This window comes from Halobellus ordinarius, assembly GCF_031823395.1.
GTDB classification, from domain to species: domain Archaea; phylum Halobacteriota; class Halobacteria; order Halobacteriales; family Haloferacaceae; genus Haloquadratum; species Haloquadratum ordinarius.
This window is the reverse complement of sequence record NZ_JAVQKJ010000011.1, coordinates 130,297-150,034: the sequence shown is the minus strand read 5'-3', so window position 1 is coordinate 150,034 and position 19,738 is coordinate 130,297. Positions and strand designations below refer to the sequence as shown.

Sequence of the window (19,738 nt, the reverse complement as noted above, 5' to 3'; positions counted from 1 at the left end):
GAGTTCATTTCGTCGCCTCGTATTCAGTTGTGACTGCACGATCACGCCGAAGTTTCTCACGAACGTTCTCGCTTCGGCAATCGACATCCAGACGCCGTCGCTGCCAGTCCTCCCCAGATTTGCCGTTCCACACCCCGTACAGCGTTACCTTTGGGAGTCGGAGAACGCCGAACAACACCGAGAGCGTGTAGAGGGCATCCTGCAGTTCGTCCCATGTAACGGTCACCTTCCGTGGAATATCAACTGGGAAGCTCACATGTTGCGCGAGTACCCCGGCCTCACGAGCCAGCTCGACGAACCCGTGGTCGTTGCTGAGGAGAATAACTCGCTTTCGGCTATCTTGGTCGTACTCCGCGTAGGCGTCCACGATGGCTTCGTCGCCCGTCTCACTCTCGATCGTATCCGCATATCGATGGTCGCGAAGGCGACGATATTCGTAGAGCCCGAGGAATCCTTCGCGATTCGCCCCAGCCGGCTGATTGTCTAGCCGGTCGAACTCGGGCCCGAACGCATCCTCGAGGGCTCTCGTCTCGTAGTGGTTGTAATGCCAGTTGAGTTCCTCGTAGATCCCCGTCGCGAGCGCAAAGCCATTGACTGGACTCCGTCCGTTGTCGTCACTGTATCGCTCCGGATCCAGTCGGAGTACATCTGGCATCCGCCAGGCGAGTAGATTCGTATCGATGCCCAGTGCCACGGGCTGATGGCCGGCGTCAAGGTCGGGATGCCCTTGACGGCGGAAGAACGTCTCCACGTCCTCGCGATTTTCGATGTCGACGAGGCCACCGGCAACGAGCGCTCGGATGTAGGTCTCCTTGTCAGGCAGGTCGTCGTAGGCCTGTTCGCCGTATGTCGTGTGGAGTTCCTCGCGTGAATCCTGGTACGTGAGCGCGCCCTGCGTGAATCGGACCGTGGTTGCGACGGGGTCTGAGAGGTCGATCTCGAGGAGTTCTCCGATCTCCGCACACGGGTGCCGAACACTAACCGACGTAATGCCCTCCGTGTACAGCGCGTTAAGGAGATGCGTGATGTGGTGGCGAGCAACCCGCATTAGAAGACCTCCTGAAAATCGACGAGTTCGATTACTGGTCTGGGGACATCGGGGTACAATCGGCCGTAGAAGCGGTTGTTCGAGACGTAGAGGTAGAAGACGTGGTCAGCCTCGAACTGAATCCCCGCCTGGAACGCGATCGCCGACATAAACTTTCGACCGGGAGTGACATCAACTGCCGCCGTACCCCCGTCGGCCTGTATCTGGGCAATCGGTTCACGGAAGTGCTCGACGATCCCCTGGAAATCCGTCTCCGTCTCGAGGTGCGTCACGGAGAGGTCCGGGTCCTCACCGCCGTATTCGACGACCACACGCTCCATCATAGACGTGATGTCGTCGAACTGGTCACCGACTCCAGGATTCTCCAGCACGTACAGTTCGTCGGGGAGGAATCCCTCTTCACAGGCCGCGATGAGAGGATTAATGACTGCCTCCAGGTTCGTGCTCATCGTCGTGAGCCACGCATCGACCATTACTCAGCAACCCCCGACGGAGCGGTGCTGGCTTGCCATTGCTCGTGCTCGATCTCCGGATGCCGGACGGCTACTCGCCGAAGCGATTCGTACATAACGTAGAGTTCCCCGACCATTGTGTGGGCCTTATCACGGAGATCTGCAAGTTGTTCCTCTGGACTAGTATCCGTTACTGTCTGTTGCTGCTGCGGGAGGCGAAGCTGTGTGAGGTAATCCAGAATAGCGCTCGTACCGCTTGCTAATTGCGGGAAGATCTCGGCAACCTCGTAGACAGCGCGTGGGTGGTCAGCAATGACCTCCTCAGCAATCGAGCTATCGAAGGCTGCTTCGATCTCCGCTGGCGAGTCGTAGCCACCGCTTTCGTTGCTTCGCAACAACGCTTCGCCGGCGTCGGCGAACGTGCCGACTAACACTCGCGTCGCCCCCACAATCGGATCCATCCGTTCGATGCCGACCGTATCGGTCTCGGTTTCGGTTATCGGGTGGCGAATTCCTGCGAACGCCGCGTACGCCCGAACGAACGCGTCCGCTGCTGCCCGCCCGTCACGCTTGATTCGTTGCTGGTCTTGTTCGGGAAGTTCATCGAAGGCGTCGACGAACGGATACTGTGGCATAGGGACGAGCGTCGGCTGCGAGAAGCCCGGTTCCGCATCGAGGTCGATGTGTGGGCGGGCGTAGGTGGAACATCGACCACTGTCGACCGCGTACGCTCGCCGTTCCCAGTCGAGCATCGCAGCCGTCGCCGGCGTCAGTTCGCGGTACTCAGTCCGAATGGTGTGATGGGGTGCGGGATGGGGCCGATGGCCGATTGTCGCCTCCTGAAATTCGCGAGCGGAAATGTACGCAGGTCCCTCGATGGTGCGTTCCTTGAAGACGAGGGTACCGTCATCAATCGTCGCGTATCTCCTGCCTGGGATCTGCATCCGAATCGTCAGCAGTCGCTGTGCTAACCGCTTGAGGCGGCCGGATTCCTCGATCTCTTCTGTCCATCGATTCGGTATATCGGTCGACCCGAATCGAGCGCCAGCGACAGCGCCGGCGATCGCACCGACAGTGTCCGTGTCGCCACCGCTTTTCACCGCCTGAACAATCGCTGTTTCGGCGGACTCAGCGGTCAAAGCATAGTAGAGCCCAGCCTGGAGCGAGTCGACGACGTATCCTGAGGTCGCAAGCTGGGCTTCGAACGCTGTCGAGTCGCGGTCGCCAGTGACGACTTCCTGCACCTGCGTGAGTGCCGTTCGAAGTTCGTCCGGAGCTGAATAGGTATCCTTGAGCGCGGTCCCGAGCGGGTCGCGTTCGTCGCGAATCAGGTTTGCGAGCGTCCGGTTGAGAATCACACAGCCCCACCTGCAGCGCGGGTCGGCATGTGTGATCGCCGACGAAAGCTGACTGACCTGGGTGAGTTCCGCATCGAAGTGCCGAAACGCAATCGCGTGCGGCGCACACCGCATCACGCTCCCGTTGCCGGCGTTGGATCCCTCAGGCCGCGATTCCCAGACGTCCGCGCCAGCGTCGTTCCACGACGTTCCCTGTCTGATCTGGGACAGGGAATCGCGCGTCATCAGTCCGATATCGAACGGGTCAGAATCGAGCCAGGCGACGAACCGATCCGCCACATCGGCCGGATCGAACCCGCGGCGGTCGACGAGGCTCTCCGCGATACAGAGCGCCATCTCAGTGTCGTCAGTGATCGTCCCCGGTGGCTGGCCGTGCGTGCCGTGTCCGAGCATCTCCGTTACTTCGCCGTGCTGGGAAGCGATCTCCTCGGGGCTCTTGAATTCGACCGGTCGGCCTAATGCGTCACCACAGGCGAGACCGAGTAAACAGCCCTGTGCGTTCGTTGTCTCATTCATCGTCAGTCACCAAGAGTTCGTCAGTATGGTTCTCGATCAGCGTGAGGAAGGTCTCCACCTCGTCGTACCGAGGTCCCTTCATAACCTCACTAGTTTTTCGATTCCATTCGATATATCCTGCCGCCTCTAACTTTGGGAGATGGACGTGATACAGTTCAATATCCGCGCTGTCCAGAGCGTGTGGTCCCTGGAATGGCTGCAGCCTATCGTCCCGCTTCAGCCGGTATAGAATCACCTGTCGCTGTTGCTTTGATAGGACTTCCATAATACGGTCCACCTTCGAAGACGTGAAGATGTCGGGCGGTCCGTTGTCAGTCATCGCGTTGGTCCCCGGTGTTGATCTGGGCGAGCGCCCACGATGCCCTCGTGCGGACATCGGCGTTGTCATCGTCACGTGCTCGATCTTCCAGGGCCGAGGTCGCGTATCGAGCACAGAGGTGCCCGAGCGCCCAGCAAGCGTTCTCACGGACGAGCGGATTCTCGTCGGACAGCAACTCTACGAACGTTGGCGTGACGTGCTCGACCGAGTCTGGGAAGTCCTCAGCTACGCGGCTGAGAGCACCGCTCGCATTGATTCGGGTGTACGTGTCGTCGACGGTCAGCAATGCAGTGATCTCCTCGGTGTACGGCTCGACCACGTCGGTGTGGACGATCGCCACGTCGCCAATCAGCGCGATCGCGTTATTCCGGAGCTTTGGGTTGTCGGCGTCAAACAGGGACGCGACGTCATCGACGATATCGACGGCGATGCTCGGGTACTCGCCGATGATTCGTCCGAGTCCAGCAGTTGCGTTCAACCGAACGCTGTCGGACAACGAATCACGGAGGGTAACTTCCCCAAGTGTCTCGGCGACCGGTTTGACCTCTTCCGGATACTCGCGCGTGATCCGCGACAGTGCGTACACCGCATACGGGAGTCCGTCGGCGTCGTCCTCGATGACCGTCGCGAGCGCCGGAACGGCGTCCACAGCATCCTCGGGGTCTTCCTCAGCAATCGCAGCGATACATCTGGTCGCTTCACGCCTGACGGAGACAATGTTCGACTGCAAATACGGTACGAGTTCGTCGGTGAGCGGAGCGATCGCCCCCGGATCGACATCACCAATAGCTCGGAGAGTAGCTAGCACGTCGGCCCGAGCGGGTAGCTCGTCACGTTCCAGCAGTGACTGGAGGATTGGAATCGCCGGCGTACAGTCCACTGGTCGCACGGTCGCTACCCGACGAAGCGCCTGTGCAGCGTCCTTCTCCTGGAACAGATCTTCGTCTCCACGGTCCAAAAGCGCGAGAACCGACGAGATATGGACCGCTTCTGGATGCGTATCGGCGAGTCGGCGGAGCCCGGTTGCCTCCTCGGCAGGCGTCTCTGCACCCGCCGTGTACAGATTCGGTGGTGGATCGACTACGGAGAGCAACTCGATTGCATCGACGGGAACAGTGAACTGATCACTATCGGGGGCGAGCGGCGTGCACTGGAGCGCCGGCGCTGCCGAGGGGCGTTCGAGTGTCAGCGCGTGAAGGGAGACGTCGTGGCACAGCTGTGTTCGTTCGTCCCCATCATCGATGTACGTGAGCTCGAACCCGGGCGCATCGGCGTGGTCGTCGAGGAACGACGACAGCATCGACGCGTTTGCGGGCATAATTCCGGCAGACGTCGGGAGTCCACCGTCGGTCATTAGGTCACGAACCCACGGGAGGTCAGGATGGATGTCTCCTCGTTCGACCGCGGGAACGAACTCCCAGGCGTGGTAGTGCTCCCACGCGTCGACATCACTCAGATCGAGGTCGTCGACAACGACGTAGCCGTCCGCGTCCGGGTGCAGGTCGACGATGAGTGATAGCCGTTCACGCCGGAGCGGGAACTGCTCGTACCGACCGTCAGGCTGTTTCTCGCCGAGCCACTCGTCCCAGTCATCGGGGTGGCGGCCGACGATGTCGACGACACCCGGAATTGCAGCCTCCTCGGCCAGCGTCTGATTGCCGATGGCGTAGACCGCGTGCGGCGTCTCATGTGCGAGATGACGAACCCACTCCAGCGGGACGGCGTCGTGACGGGGGTGTGGGTTCACGTCGACGGTCCAGTCGCGGTCGAATGCGAACACAAGCATCAGTCGCTCACCTCCTGCGGCGTCGCGGGCGCCTGCTGACACAGTGTTTCTAGGAGTTCCACCTCCTGTTGCATCGACTCATCATCCACAGCCTCCATCTCATCTGCGAGGTAGCTTCGAAGCTGGTCGAACCGCTTGGTATATCGATCAGGAACGACCAACGGCACGGACTCGCGCTCGTGCTGGCCGCGTTGGTCGGGGAGCAACCAGTCGTCGACGCCAGCCGCGGCGTCAGCGCGGTCGTGGAGGTCCGCCGCCCACGTTCGGAGTTCACGAGCGTACCTGGCCAGCGCGACGGCCTTCCGGACGCCCTTATGGGCGTATGTGCCGGATTCGTTGGGAACGTCGACGGTGACGCCTTCAGTGTGCTCGCCACCGTCCCGCTCAGTCCACGAGGCGACCAGCTCGAGGTCGGCATCCGGATTCGTCTGCTCAAGGCGGACGAGGACGACGCCGCCACGAGCCTCTCCGTCCTGCTTGGCGGAGGGGAACAACGTCCCGACGTGCATCAAGCGGTCAGTCGCGGCGTCGGCGGAGGGCGACCCGTGAACCGCCTCGATCTCATAGCCGTCGGCGTCGAGGTCGAGATTCAGGTCGTACACTAGTGGGGAGACCATATAGTCGAACTCCTCGCCCAGCCGGCGCTCGAACTCTGCGGCCGAGTGGATAAAGTAGTGATTCGCCCCGCGAATGCCCGACAGGGTGTCCGCCAGCTCCGCGTTCGCGTCCAGCCCCATACCGATGAACGTCGTGTGGACTCCCTCGGCGGCCGCGTCCGCGAACAGCTGCGTGAGTTCGCGGTCCCCCGTCGTCCCCGTGTTTGGCATCATATCGGTCATAAAGACGACACGACGCTCGATGTCGGGAGTCGGCGTCTCATCGATCAGCATATCGACGGCCGCCTCGAAGCCGTCCGCGAGGTTCGTACTGCCGCCAGCAGCGATCTCGCGGATGTGGCGACGAATCGCCGGCATATCCGTCGTTCCGACATCACGGAGCGGCTTCGCGACGTGGGCGCGGTGGTTGTAGAGGACGACGCCCAGGCGGTCCTCGGCGTGGAGCTGCTCGGTGAGCGCGCACAGCGACTGCGTCGCCGCTTCGAGTTTCGTCGCCGCATCGTCCTCGGCCTCGCGCTTGCGGCCGTGTTCGTCGTAGTAGTACGCGTCGAAGGAGCTGTCCATCGACCCGGAGACGTCGAGGACAGCGACGAGATCCAGCCGCGGCCGCTCGAACTCGTCGACTGAGAGCGTCGAATCCAGCCCCACCGACAGGTAGCGCTCGGTCTCCGCACTGATCGGGTGGTCGCTCACGGCAGCCGCGTAGCGCGGCGCGAACAGGGCCTCCGATTCGGTCCGCGTGCCCGTCTCGAAGTGATAGTCGTAGAACAGCCCCTCGTCGCTAATCGCCTCCGGCTGTGGCGTATACCTGTTCGCGACGTTTTCCCGAAAGTTGGCCACGTCTTTCGCCCCGCCAGCGGCGAGACCGACCGTCTCCGGGCTCGCCATGTCCGCACTTGCTGGCGCCGGTGATGCGCTCTCCATCACCTGATTTTCGAGCATCTGATCGGCCTCGGCGGTCTCCCGAAGTTCGTACGCGTCGACGTGGCGCCCACAGGACTCACAGACGTAGTCGGGTGGAGTGACCGACCTGTCGTCGTCCATCGGCGTCCAGTCGTCGACGAGTGAGCGGTCATCCCGAACGCGACGGACGGTCGCTCTGGCATCGATGATTCCGAACGGTTCGTCGAGGGAGAGCTGTGACGCGGCTTGCGTGACGGCTGCTCCAGCTGCATCGACGACCTGTCCCGGTCGAAGCCGTCCCCCGCAATCAGGACACTCAGCCCTGATGTCGTCTGCGGAGGTGACAGGGGCAGCGCCCAGCAGCCCCGAGATGCGGTGGGTTTCCCCGGTTTTCAGGCCCAGGAGTGCCTCGCTATCAGGTGTGGCGAGTACCGTGAACTGCTTGCCCGATTGATCGGCGACCAGCAAGCGGTGGACGTGTTCTCCGTCGCAGTCGATGGTTCGCCGAGTGATGAATTCGACTGCGATATCGTGACGCTTCCCGTCCTCTATGTCCGCGTACATCGTATCTATGGTGTCTGTGTGGCCTGCCATTCCCCGGGCAGCCAACGGGTGGTTGACGACCGTGTGTGCGCTCGCCCCGGAAACGAAGGAGGATTAAACATCATTACGATGCGTCTTTATCTACCTTCACACTCATCAGTGTGCGCCAAAGTATAATAAATGCTTCGCCAATAAGCAAGATAGAGCAGATGTCAGTGAACAAAGACTCATCACAGTGTTCTTTGTAGCGTGGTTGGTAGGGTACTATACTCTGGAGGATGGATTATTAGTATGTAACCGCCTCTATACTGTCGAGTATTGAGTCGAAACAATCATTGCGAAGGAAATCGTTGGTTAGTCAACAAACCTATGCCTATCGACGCTGGTGACGCTCTCGTCCGGACACTCCACGACCACAATCCGTGGTGGGAACACGGGACGGAGGCATTCTCATTTCCTGCACGACAGAAAAGCGACTTCTACCATCTCGCCCGTCCCGACGAGTCCGGCAGCCAGTTCGCGGACCAACCGCTTCTCGGCCTCGTTGGACGCCGAGGCGTCGGGAAAACGACTCTACTCCACCAGTTCATTCACCACCGCATCGACACCGGTGACGATCCGGAACGATTCCTCTATCTTCCCTTCGACGCCGACCCACTCTACCAACTCCAATCGGACGAACAGTTGCGGCGCGCGGTTCGGTACTACGAGAGCCGGATTCTGGGCCGCATCGAAGCAGACCACCCACACTTCATCCTGATCGACGATGTCCATCAGATCGAGCATCCAAACAAGCCGACTATCGACGGATGGGGCGTCCCCGTCGCGGAATTGCTCAAGGACATCCCGGGTCGACACATCGTCGTGACTGCCAGCGCCGGCATCCAGGTCGAACGGGAACTCGAAAGCGTCGCGATGCCGGCTGAAGACTACGATGTCCAGCCGATTCTCCCCGAAAAATTCCGGGACTACCTCTTCACACTCTACCCCGAGCTCGAGGAAGAAGAGACCCGGGTGAGTCCCACCTCACTACGAACTGGGGAGACCAGCCTGCCAGCGGCCCTCCAAAGCGGCGAGATCGAGCCACTCGTCGCAGAGCTTCGGCAGAAGTACGAGAAAGTCGCAGACGTCGAACGACGCATCCAGTCACAGGTCGTCGACTACCTCGCGATGGGCGGGACCATCAGCTACGACTTCGACGGCGCCGCCGATTCAGCGGCTGATCTGACCGAGGATGACTACGCGCGACTACGCGAGAACGTTCGCGACGCACTGTATCAGGAGGTCCCCGGCTTCGAATCGATTCAGACGATTGCAGACCTCGAACGTCTCTGTGCGCTCGCGGCCCGGAACAGGGGGACCGAACCGTTTCGGTATCAGGACCTCGTCGAACTATTCGACGTTGATCGGCGGACGATCGCCGATAGCTACCTCCCCGCGTTGGCAGAGCTATACCTGTTGACCGGCGTTACTGAGTACGACAACAGCCGCCCCCGGTCGGTGCGACTCTATCTCCGTGACACAGGGTTAGTGACCGCGCTCGCCGATGGCGACGCCTCGACCGTCCGCAACGATTTTGACCGCGAGGCCGACCTGGCCCGCGTCGCGGCGTTCGACCACACGATGCGGTTCGCCTACGGGATCAACGCCATCCAGGGCACCGGCGAGACGCCGTCCGTCCAGTACTGGCGCGGGCGAGAGGGTGAGGTCGACTTCATCTTCGAGGTGGATGGAACTCCCGTCCCCATCGGGCTAGCGTATCAGTCACGCGAGCGTGAGGAGTCACTCGGAGCCGTTCGAGAGTTTAAAGAAGCGTACGACGTGTCACTTGGATTCCTCCTCGCTGGTGATACAGTTCGAGGCAGACAACCTATTGAGGATCTCGGTGAGGGAATCGTCCAGCTTCCGTACTGGTTGTTCTTGCTCCTCTGCTAGGCCGCTACATAATCGGTTGTGAGAACGGACGAGGGACCTGTCGATTACCGCCCCTGATGGTTCGGTGCACCGGGAGACAACGGGGCGTGTTACCCACGAAAACAGTCATACGATTGATAGAGGATAGGTGAGACGAATTGGTGGACTGGTTGATTACGGCTACGACTTTTTCGACAAATACCAGTCCGACGTCCTCGCTGATCTACCGTCCATAGAGCAACTCATCTGATTGAACGATAAATTCGCCAATAATAACTCAATCCTATTCTAATTATTATATTTTTAATATAATGAATTAAACATAATACGATCCAGCGCAGCAGCTAGATAGACCACACCGCTAACGATCAACATATCCCGCTTGATTTGGTTTGTGAAGATCGGGTAGAAACGGCACAGCGAGTTACGTTACCAACGTCTGAAGCAACCGCAAGGCTATTTTTGGATTAACCTAGTATGCGATTATTGGCGCTGGTATCTAACTTAACCACTGTTTTTACCACTATGATATGATTCGTTTCGGTGTCGCTGCCAGACCGAACGTCGGTCTTTTGACATCGTATAAATAGTATTATAATATATTTTACTTTTTTAATATCAATCTTTTATTTTGTTTTTCAAAAAAGTATTAAAGCGCTAAATTATTATCCTGCCCCCAATAATCCATTCCGGTATCGGGTCTCGTTCAACGTATTCTAAGTCGATCCGGTCGCAGCGAATATATACTAGATGCATACGTGTTATCCAAGGCCGTTTAGTGTTCACTATATTACTAAATGAGATATTTCTGTAGTAATACTCACAACCGATCTTGGGGGAAGGACTACTCGATGTGAATAACAGAATAACATATGTACACGCATTATTTATCCGCCGTTCAGCGCTCTCGATATACTCTCTGAGGTGGTTGAGGTGTGTTAGTTTGCGTTGGGTTGGCTCTGATGAATCACTGGACAGCGTCGGCTTCAACCGTCAGAACTAGTGGAGTGAAGCGGGAAACCGCCGATGCTCTATGTCGAAGATTTCCCGCTTCACGAGCAAAGCGGTTCAGTTAGCTAAAAATGCTGTCGGTGGCCGAGGCGAAGTCGCCGCCCCCGAAGGGGGTGGCGGCTTCGCGGATTACGCAGTCGTATCGCTCCACTGTCTTCTGGTTTACTTGGAGAAATCATATCGAAAGACGTTGGATCTATTGAGCGAGATGCCACATATTCTTGGGGAGATCGGCCTCGAACCGGCCGATCTCCCGGATCACTCGACGCTAGTAAGTGGTTTGACAGAATCAAGACAGCACTCTGGCGAGTGCTGCTGCGCCGAGAGGCGCAGCTGCGCGACCTGAGCGGACACGCCGCTATCGACGCGACGTTTTTCGACCGCGAAAACGCGAGCAAGCACTACTGCCGTCGGACGAATTATCGCGTCCAGACGCTCAAAGCGACTGCTCTCGTTGATACAGAAAGTCAAGCCATCCTTGACGTTCACTGTACGACCGGGAAAACGCACGACACACAGCTCGGCTGGCAGGTCGCCCGCCGCAACGCGGGCGACCTCGCCAGCCTCGCTGCCGACAAAGGCTACGACTGGATGGATTTACGCGAAAAACTCCGTGAAGAGGGCGTAAGACCGCTGATCAAGCATCGTGAGTTCCGGCCCATCGATCCGCGCGTTGTGCGCGTGATAGATGGGCCTCGCTACCGCCAACGTGCGATGTGTGAAACCGTCTTCTCGACGATCAAGCGCACGCTCGGCGACGCCGTGCGTGCGCGAAGTTGGCACGGTGAATTTCGTGAACTCGTCTTGATGTGTGCGGTTCACAACATCAAGCAGACGTTGAAACAGTGATATCACGCTACATCTGGCGATTCACCACGGCCTATATTTCTATGATTACAACCGATCTTGGCGAAAGATTACTCGGTGTGATGCAAGTGTATAACATATGTACACGCATTATTTACCCGCCGTTCAACACTCTCGATATACTCACCCTGACCCGGTTGGAGTGTGTTGGTTTGTGCCGAGTTAGATATTAACTATCGCTCTTGGGTAGAAGATTCTTGATCCTGCTGAGCGGTCGCTAAAGAGTCGAAGAGAACAACGGCACCGCGTCAGCGATGCCCGACACGGATGATTCCGCTTGATGTGTTTAGCCTGGAATTGGTCGAAGCGGATCCGCTGCAACAGGTCCGCTGGCGTGACGGTGTAACTAGTCCTCGCTGCCGTTCTGATCTGATGGTTAGAGACGGCAGCTATGGGCACTTTCAACGGTATGTGTGTGGGGATTGCGACCGGACGTTCTGCTACACACGGACGTTAATCATTGTTAAACGGTAGCAGGAAACATATATGCCAGCGAACTGTTTTGATTGGACGATAATTGCCACTGTGAGCGTTGAATATGATATTGCGCCTCAGCCCTCTTCGACCTATCAGTGATCTATCTTTTTATTATTCTTTGACAGTAATCAAACGATGATGAAAAACATACTCACACACATTATACGGTTACGCATCGTTATACGAACTCGCTCAATCAGGAGCCCTCAATCGGAGTGGTTCGTCCAATTTGTCCGGATGTGATGAATTGGAAGGGGGAAATTCGGGGCGTATCGGTGGCGGAGTATCTTGAGACACAATGTTTCTTATATCATCGCTATCTATCCACAGACAGACTCACAACTATGAGCTATCGAGCGGGCATAATAGGAACTGGCGGTATCGCCGGAATGGGCATCCTCGGGATGCACGATGAGGAGACAATTGGAAACGAGAAGGTCAGAGCTAGCCACGCTGGAGGATACGACGCTGTGGATGACCTTGAGCTGGTTGCTATTGCCGACATTGACCAAGAACGACTCGATACTTTCGGGGAAGCTTGGGACATCACTGAGGAGAGTCGATATGTCGGTCATAATTCGATGCTGGCGGCTGAAAATCTCGATGTAGTGTCGGTCTGTACGCCCTCGTTTCTCCATCACGAACACGTCGTCGACGCCGCTACCTCGGACGCTGATCCCGACGTCATCTGGTGTGAGAAACCGATCGCATCTCAGGTCAGCGCCGCCGAAGAGATGATCGATGTTTGCGACCAGACTGATACAGAGCTCCTCGTGAATCACTCCTTCCGTTTCACAGAGGATCTTCAGATTCTCCACCGCCTCATTCAGGAGGAAGAGATTCTTGGAGATATACACTCAGTATCCGCACAATTCAGGATGGAGCTATTACGGAACTCCACGCATTTACTTGATACGCTCGTCTACCTGCTAGACGCACGGGCGGAGTCAGTGAACGGCTATATTAACGGCGAAAACGAGGCGCTGGACACGTTGGACGCTCAGGATGATGTCGACGACGCGGGGGGTGGCGGTATGGTCAACTTGGACAATGAAACGTTCGCGACCATCGACTGCACCATCCCAAGAGCAGATTCCTCGATGATGATCTCGTTCATCGGATCGGCCGGAAAACTGTATATGAACAACGACGACGGGGAGTGGCGTTACTGGCGACTCGAAGACGGTGAGCATATCGAGGAACCGCTCCCCGATATCGAGGGATCCTGGAGCTGGGACGAAGACTACCGCGATTCTTTCGCCAACGCAGCAAACCACGTCCGAGCGTTACTGGATGGCGACTGCGAGAATTACTCGCCGGGCGTCGAGGCAAAGCGCTCTCTCGAGATTATTGTCGGCTTCTACATCTCCCATTATACTGGTAGCCGAGTGGATATTCCCCTCGCTCGTCCGCTCCGTGATGTTCGAATCAAATCCTGGTGATATAGTAGCGTTTGCAACTGATTACTCATCCGATCGAACGCTGTCGTGCGATCGTGTGAGTGAAGACTTGCAAACGCTACTATAACTCGGACTGTGCCGGCCGGTACTGATAGCGGTTAGGGGAAAATTCAATTTGAGGATCTCAAGTCGTTTCTATCGCTACAGTACGTCGACTCACAGCCGTCTCACTCGTAGATATGGACGCTACCAGTCTGGTTGGCTTGGATATAATCCCAGTCGTATTCGACGCCGAGGCCGGGGCCGATCGGGACGCTCACCGTCCCGTCGTTGTCGATAGTGTCGATCATATCCGAGTACTCGCCCTCGTACACTGGCGGTTGGGTGTTCGGGGCGTCCGGGTGGACCAGCGCGAGTTCATAGTAATTTGCGTTCCGAGTTGCGGCGATGCAGTGCCGTTGAGCCGGGCCCGGGGCGTGGAACTCAACGTCGGTCCCAAAGCCCTCGGCGACGCGTGCGATTTTCATCGCGCCTGTGATCCCCGCGTCGTATTCGGGGTCTGCGCGAAGGAAGTCCGTGGCGTCATTCGCGAGGAAGTCCGTGTGAGGTTCCAGGCCGCGGACGTGCTCGGTCTGGAGGATCGGAGTGTCGAGCGTCTCTGCGAGTTTCCGGTGGGCATTCTGGGAGATGCCGGCGTCCCGGAAGGGGTCCTCATACCAGAAGTAGCCGGCTTCGTCGCAGGCGCGGCCGACCTTCAGCGCGTCGGCGAACGTCTCGTACTCACAAGCGGGATCGCACATCAGGTCCATCTCATCGCCGACTCGCTCGCCCACGGCGAGGACGGTCTCGACCTCGCGATCGATGTCACGTGACTCATCGCTGCCGCCCCACCCGTGGATCTTGAATCCTGGAAACCCCATCTCTAGGCACTCTTCGGCGAAGTCGGCGAACGCCTCAGGCGAGTCTAGTCCACCGTTTTCATCGCCGTGGTAGGTCGAAGCGTAGGCCGGGATCCGTTCGCGGTACGTGCCGAGCAGTTCGTGAATCGGTGCGTCGTGGTACTTGCCGGCGAAATCCCAGAGGGCGATGTCGATCGGGCCGATTCCCATCCTGTCGTACTTTCGGAGCGAACGCTTGATTTCGCTCCAGTGCCGTTCACGATGGAGCGGGTTCTTGCCAATCAGGTAGTCCGCAAACGTGTTGATCTGTGCCATCGCCGGCGAGTTCCCGCCGACGTACTCGCCGGTAATGCCTACGTCGGTCTGAATTTGTATCCCGTACAGCGTACGATCGACTGAACTGCCCTCGTCATACACTAAATTGAATCCATTTTCGTCGAAATTTAAATTCTCGATTGGATAACTGAACTCGATAGTCTCGATCCTGGTTATTTCCGGCTTCATACCTGTAAATCATCGAGAAAGGATATAAAACCAATGCACCGTGAGCAAAGGTCTGTATTGAATCGACTTACAGCGTACGAGTTTATTATTTTACAGCCCGCTTAATGTTGTAGACGACACACCACAGAGTTATTTCTCGGAATTCACGGAATCAAGACCGAGCTCGTACGGTGAAGCCGAGTGAGTGTTGTATTTGTAGCGTCTCTTTCAGCAGGGTAATCGTCATCCCACAAAATACGTCGAAATGAACACCGCGGTACCATCTCTCCGTTAGATACAAGACAAATAAAAATTAACACAGATACGTTATGTCCGAAACAAAAGTGTCGCCCAGCCACTCTGGGAACGACGATTCGGAGACGTGTGTACGCGTTGAAGGTCTTACTAAGACTTTCAATGATGGGGCTATCGTCGCCGCCGAAGATATCAACTTGGACATCAAGAACGACGAGTTTGTCGTGTTTCTTGGTCCCTCAGGGTGTGGCAAGACGACAACTCTTCGCTGCATCTCTGGGCTCGAAGAACCCGACGAGGGCCAGGTCTACATAAACTCTGAGGATATCACCTATGCAAAGCCCAAAGACAGGGATCTCGCGTTCGTCTTCCAGAGCATCGCGCTGTTCCCTCATATGTCAGTCCGGAGAAATATCAGGTTTGGCCTCGATATGAAATCTGACCTGCCGAAGACGGAGAAGAATGAGCGCGTCGATGAAGTGGCGGAGATGCTGGGCATCGAAGAGATGCTTGATCGTAAGCCGTCCGCACTCTCGGGTGGCCAACAACAGCGGGTGAGCCTCGGACGGGCGATGGTAATGGAACCTGCGGCCTTCTTGCTTGACGAGCCGTTTTCGGCGCTAGACGCGAACCTGCGCGACCGGATGCGCGTTGAGGTCAAAAAACTCCAGCGCGAACTGGGGACGGCGATGATCTTCGTCACCCACGACCAGGAGGAGGCGATGACGCTGGGCGACAGAATCGTTGTTATGAATGATGGTCATATCTATCAGATCGGTTCCCCCTCGGAAATATATAATGAACCGACACAACTGTTCGTCGCACAGTTCATCGGATCTCCCTCGACGAATTTTTTCGAATGCACCGTCCGCCAAGACGGGGACGTCATTACCCTCGTGAGCAGTCTCTTCGAGATGACACTCTCCGTGGACCAGACCGAAGCAGCAAGCGTTGAGGGCGGTGACCGGGCCACCATCGGCGTCCGCCCAGAGAATATCCACCTCTCGGACACTGGATCAGGGCTGTTCAACGCCGAAATAGAGGTAATCGAGCACCAGGGCGACCGCGATGTGGTTCACTTCCTGGCCGACAGTGAGGAGTACACTTCGCTGACCCAGCAAAACAAATTAGAGGACCGCGGCCAGACCGTTGGTGTGAACTTCGACAGCAACGACATTTGGATTTTCGATGAAGAAAACCAGCGAGCGCTCTGAGGCGGTTCGCGGCGGCCTGTCGAATAACATCAAGCCGTTAAAGATCCGCAATCTATGGAGATAACCGGTGTCGAAACCGCACGCCTCGGTGGGAGTTCGGCCGTCGTGAAACTGGAGACCGACGCGGGCGTCGACGGGTTCGGAGAGGCCGTCGTCGAGACCGTCCCGACCGCCGTGCTGGATGTCGTCGAGCGGTTCGGCGAAGAGTACCTGGTCGGGCGAGACCCGGCGCCAATCGAGAAGCATCGGCGAGCCCTCCAGGACGCGGTCTGGTACCACGATGGCGCCGTCGTCAACAGCGCACTAACCGGCATCGAACACGCCCTGTGGGACATCAAGGGAAAGGACCTCGGGGTCCCGGTGTACGAATTGCTGGGAGGCCCAGTCCGTGACTCAGTGCGCGTGTACAAGTGGATCGGCGCCGAGAGCCGTGAGGACCTCGCCGCCCAGGCGGAAGCACGCGTTGACGAGGGCCTGACCGCCGTGAAGTTCTGTCCGACGCCGGAACCCGAGCCGTCGCCGTACCCGCGTTGCATCGAGGAGGCCCGCGAGATAGTCGAGGCCGTCCGGGAGGCCGTCGGCCACGAAGTGGACATTATGCTCGACCCCGCGTCGCGCTGGAAACTGGCGGAGGCCCGCCACATCCTCTCGGAACTCGAGGAGTTCGACCCCCTGTTCGCAGAGGACTTCGTCTCCTCCAGCAAGCACGTTGTCCCCAACGAGATAGAGAAGGTCGCCGACAGCACCACGATCCCCTACGCGCTGGGCGCCCAGACCTACCGGGTGGCGGGGTTTGAGAAGATAATCCACCGCGACGCGGCCGCGGTCCTCCAGCCGGACATCGGGCACGCAGGCGGCATCCTCGAGATCAAGAAGATTGCCGCCGCCGCCGAGCACCACGGCATCCGCATCGCGCCGCACAACCCCTTGGGACCGGTGGCGACGGCCGCAGCGGTCCACGTCGACCTCGCGGTCCCAAACTTCCTCATCCAGGAGATAGCGGGCACGGACTTCTTCGGCGCTTGGGAGATGGACGAGTACGTCGACGCGTCTACGCTGGACATCGTCGATGGGCACATTCCGGCACCGGACGCCCCCGGACTGGGCGTCTCCATCGCCGACGAGTTGTTCGAGGAGCGACCGGAGGTCCCTGACCCGCCGCTGTTCTTCGGCGATGACTTCCACGTTCCGGAGTGGTAAGCGGGGCCCGGCTGCCGACACGCCGCTCCGGTAGCTATATTTCCCACCGCCTGCGATAAGGTACTATGATCTTCACCGAGGATGCCGGCGACCAGCAGCTATCGCACCGACTCCCGCCGGAGCGAGACACCTACGATGTCCACCCCGCGCTCGCCGATTACCCGGTCTGGCTCGGCTACGAAGAGGAGGCCGACAACGAGCGCCTCCTCTCGGGGGACACGGACGACCCGACCCTCCTCTCGGACGCCCCGTATGTTCTTCCGCCCGACGCGATACACGCAAACGGGACCAGCCACGTCGCCTGGGTCGAGGGCGGGCCCGACGCCGAGTGGCGGGTCATCCACGCGCGGGATGGGCAGGACCCCGGGACGGTCGTCGCGACCGGAGACGCCCACTACGCGGCGGCCGCGGTAGCCGCGACCGAAGAGACCGTGTACGTCGCCGCCGAGGAGATAGCCGACGAGGTCCAGGTCGTCGTCTACGAGCGGCCGGTCGGCGGCGACGGATGGACCGAGACGTTCCGCGGGGAGGATTCGTCCTACCAGCCCCGGCTCGCGACCGCCAGGGACCGCGCCGGCTTGGTGTTCTCGACGTTCACCGGTCGGGGGTACGATGTCCACTACCGGGACCTCGCGGCAGGGACAACGACGGTGGTCTGCGACGACGGTGTCTATAACCAGCATCCCGATGTTGCGTTCGACGACGCTGGTCACGTTTGGGTCGCTTGGACCCGTGAGTCCGAGCGAATGAACCCAAATCGCGAGCACTACTTACGGGACCACGTCCGTGTGCAGACCACTGAACGGTTCGCTATGGTTGCGCCTTGGTACAACCACCAGCGCGCGTTCGTCCGGCGCCTCGACCGGGACGTGTACACTCGTCTCGGGTCACCCGAGGAGCGAAACGCCCACTACCCACGCCTGGCGGTCTCACCAGGAGGCCGCCCCTGGGTTTTCACGCGCTATCTCGCTGCACCCAACCGAGACCTCGACGTGCCGAAGTACGGGGTATTCGCCCACCGCGGTCCCGCCCCAGATGGACCGGCGAGCGGTCATAGTGCCTGGGACGACCCCCGGACGGTCGACGGTGGCTACTCCGGACGGAACTGTCCAGTGGGAGTCCGTGCTACACCGGAAGGCATCGAGCTCGCTTGGACAGTGGACAGTCGCCCGGTCGTCGGCAGCGACCTCGGAGAGGCTGACTCCGGCGAGTACATTTCCGACACAGCCTACGTCCGAACGGACAACGCCATCCGCGAGGGCGACAGTGATCTCGTCCGTCTGTTGGGGACGGACGGAGAACTGATCGGCGCGCCGGCGACCGAGGGTGAGTCGGCATACGCAGTCACCCCGCGGCACGTCCAGCGACGGCCGCTCTCCAACACGACAGACGAGCGTCGGACCGTCGAGACGGCCGACGGTGAACTGGAACTGGTGTACGGGAACCTCCATCGCCATTCGACCATCTCGATGTGCGGATCGGACTTCGACCAAGAGCAGCAGTTCCACTACCGGTTCGCACGCGACGTGACGGGCGAGGCGTTCACCGCCGTCACCGACCACGCCGAGGATATGGTCCCCTACGATTGGCACGAGTCTGTGAAATACGCCGAGGCCTATGATGCACCCGGATCCTTCGTCGCGTTCCCGGCCTACGAGTTCACCGGGTCGCGCCAGATCTATTCGGGATACCGCGAGGACGACAGCGGATTCGGTCACGCTCACGTCATCCAGCGCGAGCCCGGCCACGAGCGCCGGCACATCTATCAGTCGGATACTCCCACGGTCCAGGCCCTGTTGGACGCGGTTGACTCCGACGTAACTATGCCTATTCCTCATCACCCTGCCGATATGCAGTTCCCCTTTGACTGGAACGACTACGACGAGACAGTGGCACCGGTGGTGGAGCTGTACCAGGACTACCGTGGTGCTTCGGAGTTTCTCGATGACCCGCGACACATCGAGCTCCCCCAGACGGAGGACCCTCGGCACTACCTCCAACCGATACTAGACGACGGCGTCCGCGTCGGATTTACTTCTAGCGGGGACCACTACTCTGTCTCCTTCGCTGGCGTGTACGTCGCCGAGCGCACCCGCGACGCTGTCTTCGAGGCGCTTCAAGAACGGCGCTGCTACGCGACGACAGGTGCCCAGATGAAGCTGGAGTTTCGTGCTGACGAGAAGTTGATGGGGAGCGTCGTCCCCACAGGAGGGTCGCCAATACCTTTCGAGATATCTGTCGAAGGCAACGGCGTCATCGAAGCCGTCGAGTTCGTCGCCAACGGAGAAGTAGTACGTGAGTGGATCCCCGACGAGCCATCGTTCGAAGTCGAATTCGAGTTGGACGAACCAGATACCGGCTACTACTACGTTCGGGTGCACCGTGACGATGATCATATGGCGTGGTCGACGCCGGTCTGGCTGGAATAGCCCCCCTCGTCCCCTGGAAGTTTTATTTACCCACTCGCGGTAAGGTA

Annotated in this window: 11 protein-coding genes and 4 pseudogenes; 7 read left to right on the top strand and 8 right to left on the bottom strand. The window is 58.8% G+C overall.

The annotated features are described in order from the left end of the window. Positions 1 to 4: 4 nt before the first annotated feature. The 6 genes from RJT48_RS16760 to RJT48_RS16735 are packed head-to-tail and all read right to left on the bottom strand — an operon-like array spanning position 5 to position 7,593. Positions 5 to 1,048 (bottom strand): hypothetical protein, encoded by a 1,044-nt coding sequence (locus RJT48_RS16760; protein WP_311173481.1) that lies wholly within the window; start codon positions 1,046 to 1,048, stop codon positions 5 to 7. Beyond that, positions 1,048 to 1,521, bottom strand: coding sequence for a hypothetical protein (locus RJT48_RS16755; RefSeq protein ID WP_311173480.1), 474 nt, complete (start codon positions 1,519 to 1,521; stop codon positions 1,048 to 1,050). Before RJT48_RS16755 ends, RJT48_RS16760 begins: the two co-directional genes overlap by 1 nt. After that, positions 1,521 to 3,374: an ADP-ribosylglycohydrolase family protein gene (locus tag RJT48_RS16750; RefSeq protein WP_311173479.1), complete on the bottom strand. Its 1,854-nt coding sequence runs from the start codon at positions 3,372 to 3,374 to the stop codon at positions 1,521 to 1,523. Before RJT48_RS16750 ends, RJT48_RS16755 begins: the two co-directional genes overlap by 1 nt. Beyond that, entirely contained in the window at positions 3,367 to 3,693 is a 327-nt protein-coding gene (locus RJT48_RS16745) for a hypothetical protein (RefSeq protein WP_311173478.1), read from the bottom strand. The genes RJT48_RS16750 and RJT48_RS16745 overlap by 8 nt, the downstream gene beginning before the upstream one ends. Next, the gene (locus RJT48_RS16740) at positions 3,686 to 5,479 is read right to left on the bottom strand and encodes a HEAT repeat domain-containing protein (RefSeq protein WP_311173476.1); all 1,794 of its coding nucleotides are present in this window, start codon (positions 5,477 to 5,479) and stop codon (positions 3,686 to 3,688) included. The genes RJT48_RS16745 and RJT48_RS16740 overlap by 8 nt, the downstream gene beginning before the upstream one ends. Further along, positions 5,479 to 7,593, bottom strand: a complete 2,115-nt coding sequence (locus RJT48_RS16735) for a vWA domain-containing protein (RefSeq protein ID WP_311173475.1) — start codon at positions 7,591 to 7,593, stop codon at positions 5,479 to 5,481. The genes RJT48_RS16740 and RJT48_RS16735 overlap by 1 nt, the downstream gene beginning before the upstream one ends. 318 nt (positions 7,594 to 7,911) lie before the next feature. Here RJT48_RS16735 and RJT48_RS16730 point away from each other — a divergent pair, with 318 nt between their 5' ends. The 4 genes and pseudogenes from RJT48_RS16730 to RJT48_RS16715 all read left to right on the top strand — a co-directional run bounded on the left by RJT48_RS16730 (position 7,912) and on the right by RJT48_RS16715 (position 13,253). Then, entirely contained in the window at positions 7,912 to 9,477 is a 1,566-nt protein-coding gene (locus tag RJT48_RS16730) for an ATP-binding protein (RefSeq protein WP_311173474.1), read from the top strand. Positions 9,478 to 10,489: 1,012 nt separating this feature from the next. After that, positions 10,490 to 11,316 (top strand): annotated as a pseudogene (locus RJT48_RS16725) (IS5 family transposase). A gap of 285 nt (positions 11,317 to 11,601) precedes the next feature. Then, positions 11,602 to 11,772, top strand: a pseudogene (locus RJT48_RS16720) (transposase); the annotation flags it as partial. A 383-nt stretch (positions 11,773 to 12,155) separates the two neighbouring features. Continuing rightward, positions 12,156 to 13,253, top strand: a complete 1,098-nt coding sequence (locus RJT48_RS16715; protein WP_311173473.1) for a Gfo/Idh/MocA family protein — start codon at positions 12,156 to 12,158, stop codon at positions 13,251 to 13,253. A gap of 185 nt (positions 13,254 to 13,438) precedes the next feature. Here RJT48_RS16715 and RJT48_RS16710 read toward each other — a convergent pair whose 3' ends face one another. Both RJT48_RS16710 and RJT48_RS16705 read right to left on the bottom strand, forming a co-directional pair. Beyond that, a complete protein-coding gene (locus tag RJT48_RS16710; RefSeq protein WP_345784760.1) occupies positions 13,439 to 14,614 on the bottom strand; it encodes an enolase C-terminal domain-like protein in 1,176 nt (391 codons plus the stop codon). A gap of 85 nt (positions 14,615 to 14,699) precedes the next feature. Then, positions 14,700 to 14,807, bottom strand: a pseudogene (locus RJT48_RS16705) (IS5/IS1182 family transposase); the annotation flags it as partial. Between the two features lie 115 nt (positions 14,808 to 14,922). On the opposite strand from RJT48_RS16705, the gene RJT48_RS16700 reads away from it, so the two are divergent. From RJT48_RS16700 to RJT48_RS16690, 3 genes and pseudogenes are all read left to right on the top strand, one after another. After that, complete coding sequence (locus tag RJT48_RS16700; RefSeq protein WP_311173471.1) at positions 14,923 to 16,062, top strand: ABC transporter ATP-binding protein; 1,140 nt, start codon at positions 14,923 to 14,925, stop codon at positions 16,060 to 16,062. A 51-nt stretch (positions 16,063 to 16,113) separates the two neighbouring features. After that, positions 16,114 to 17,262 (top strand): annotated as a pseudogene (dgoD, locus tag RJT48_RS16695) (galactonate dehydratase); the annotation flags it as partial. A gap of 65 nt (positions 17,263 to 17,327) precedes the next feature. Further along, complete coding sequence (locus RJT48_RS16690; RefSeq protein ID WP_311173470.1) at positions 17,328 to 19,691, top strand: DUF3604 domain-containing protein; 2,364 nt, start codon at positions 17,328 to 17,330, stop codon at positions 19,689 to 19,691. Positions 19,692 to 19,738: the final 47 nt, after the last annotated feature.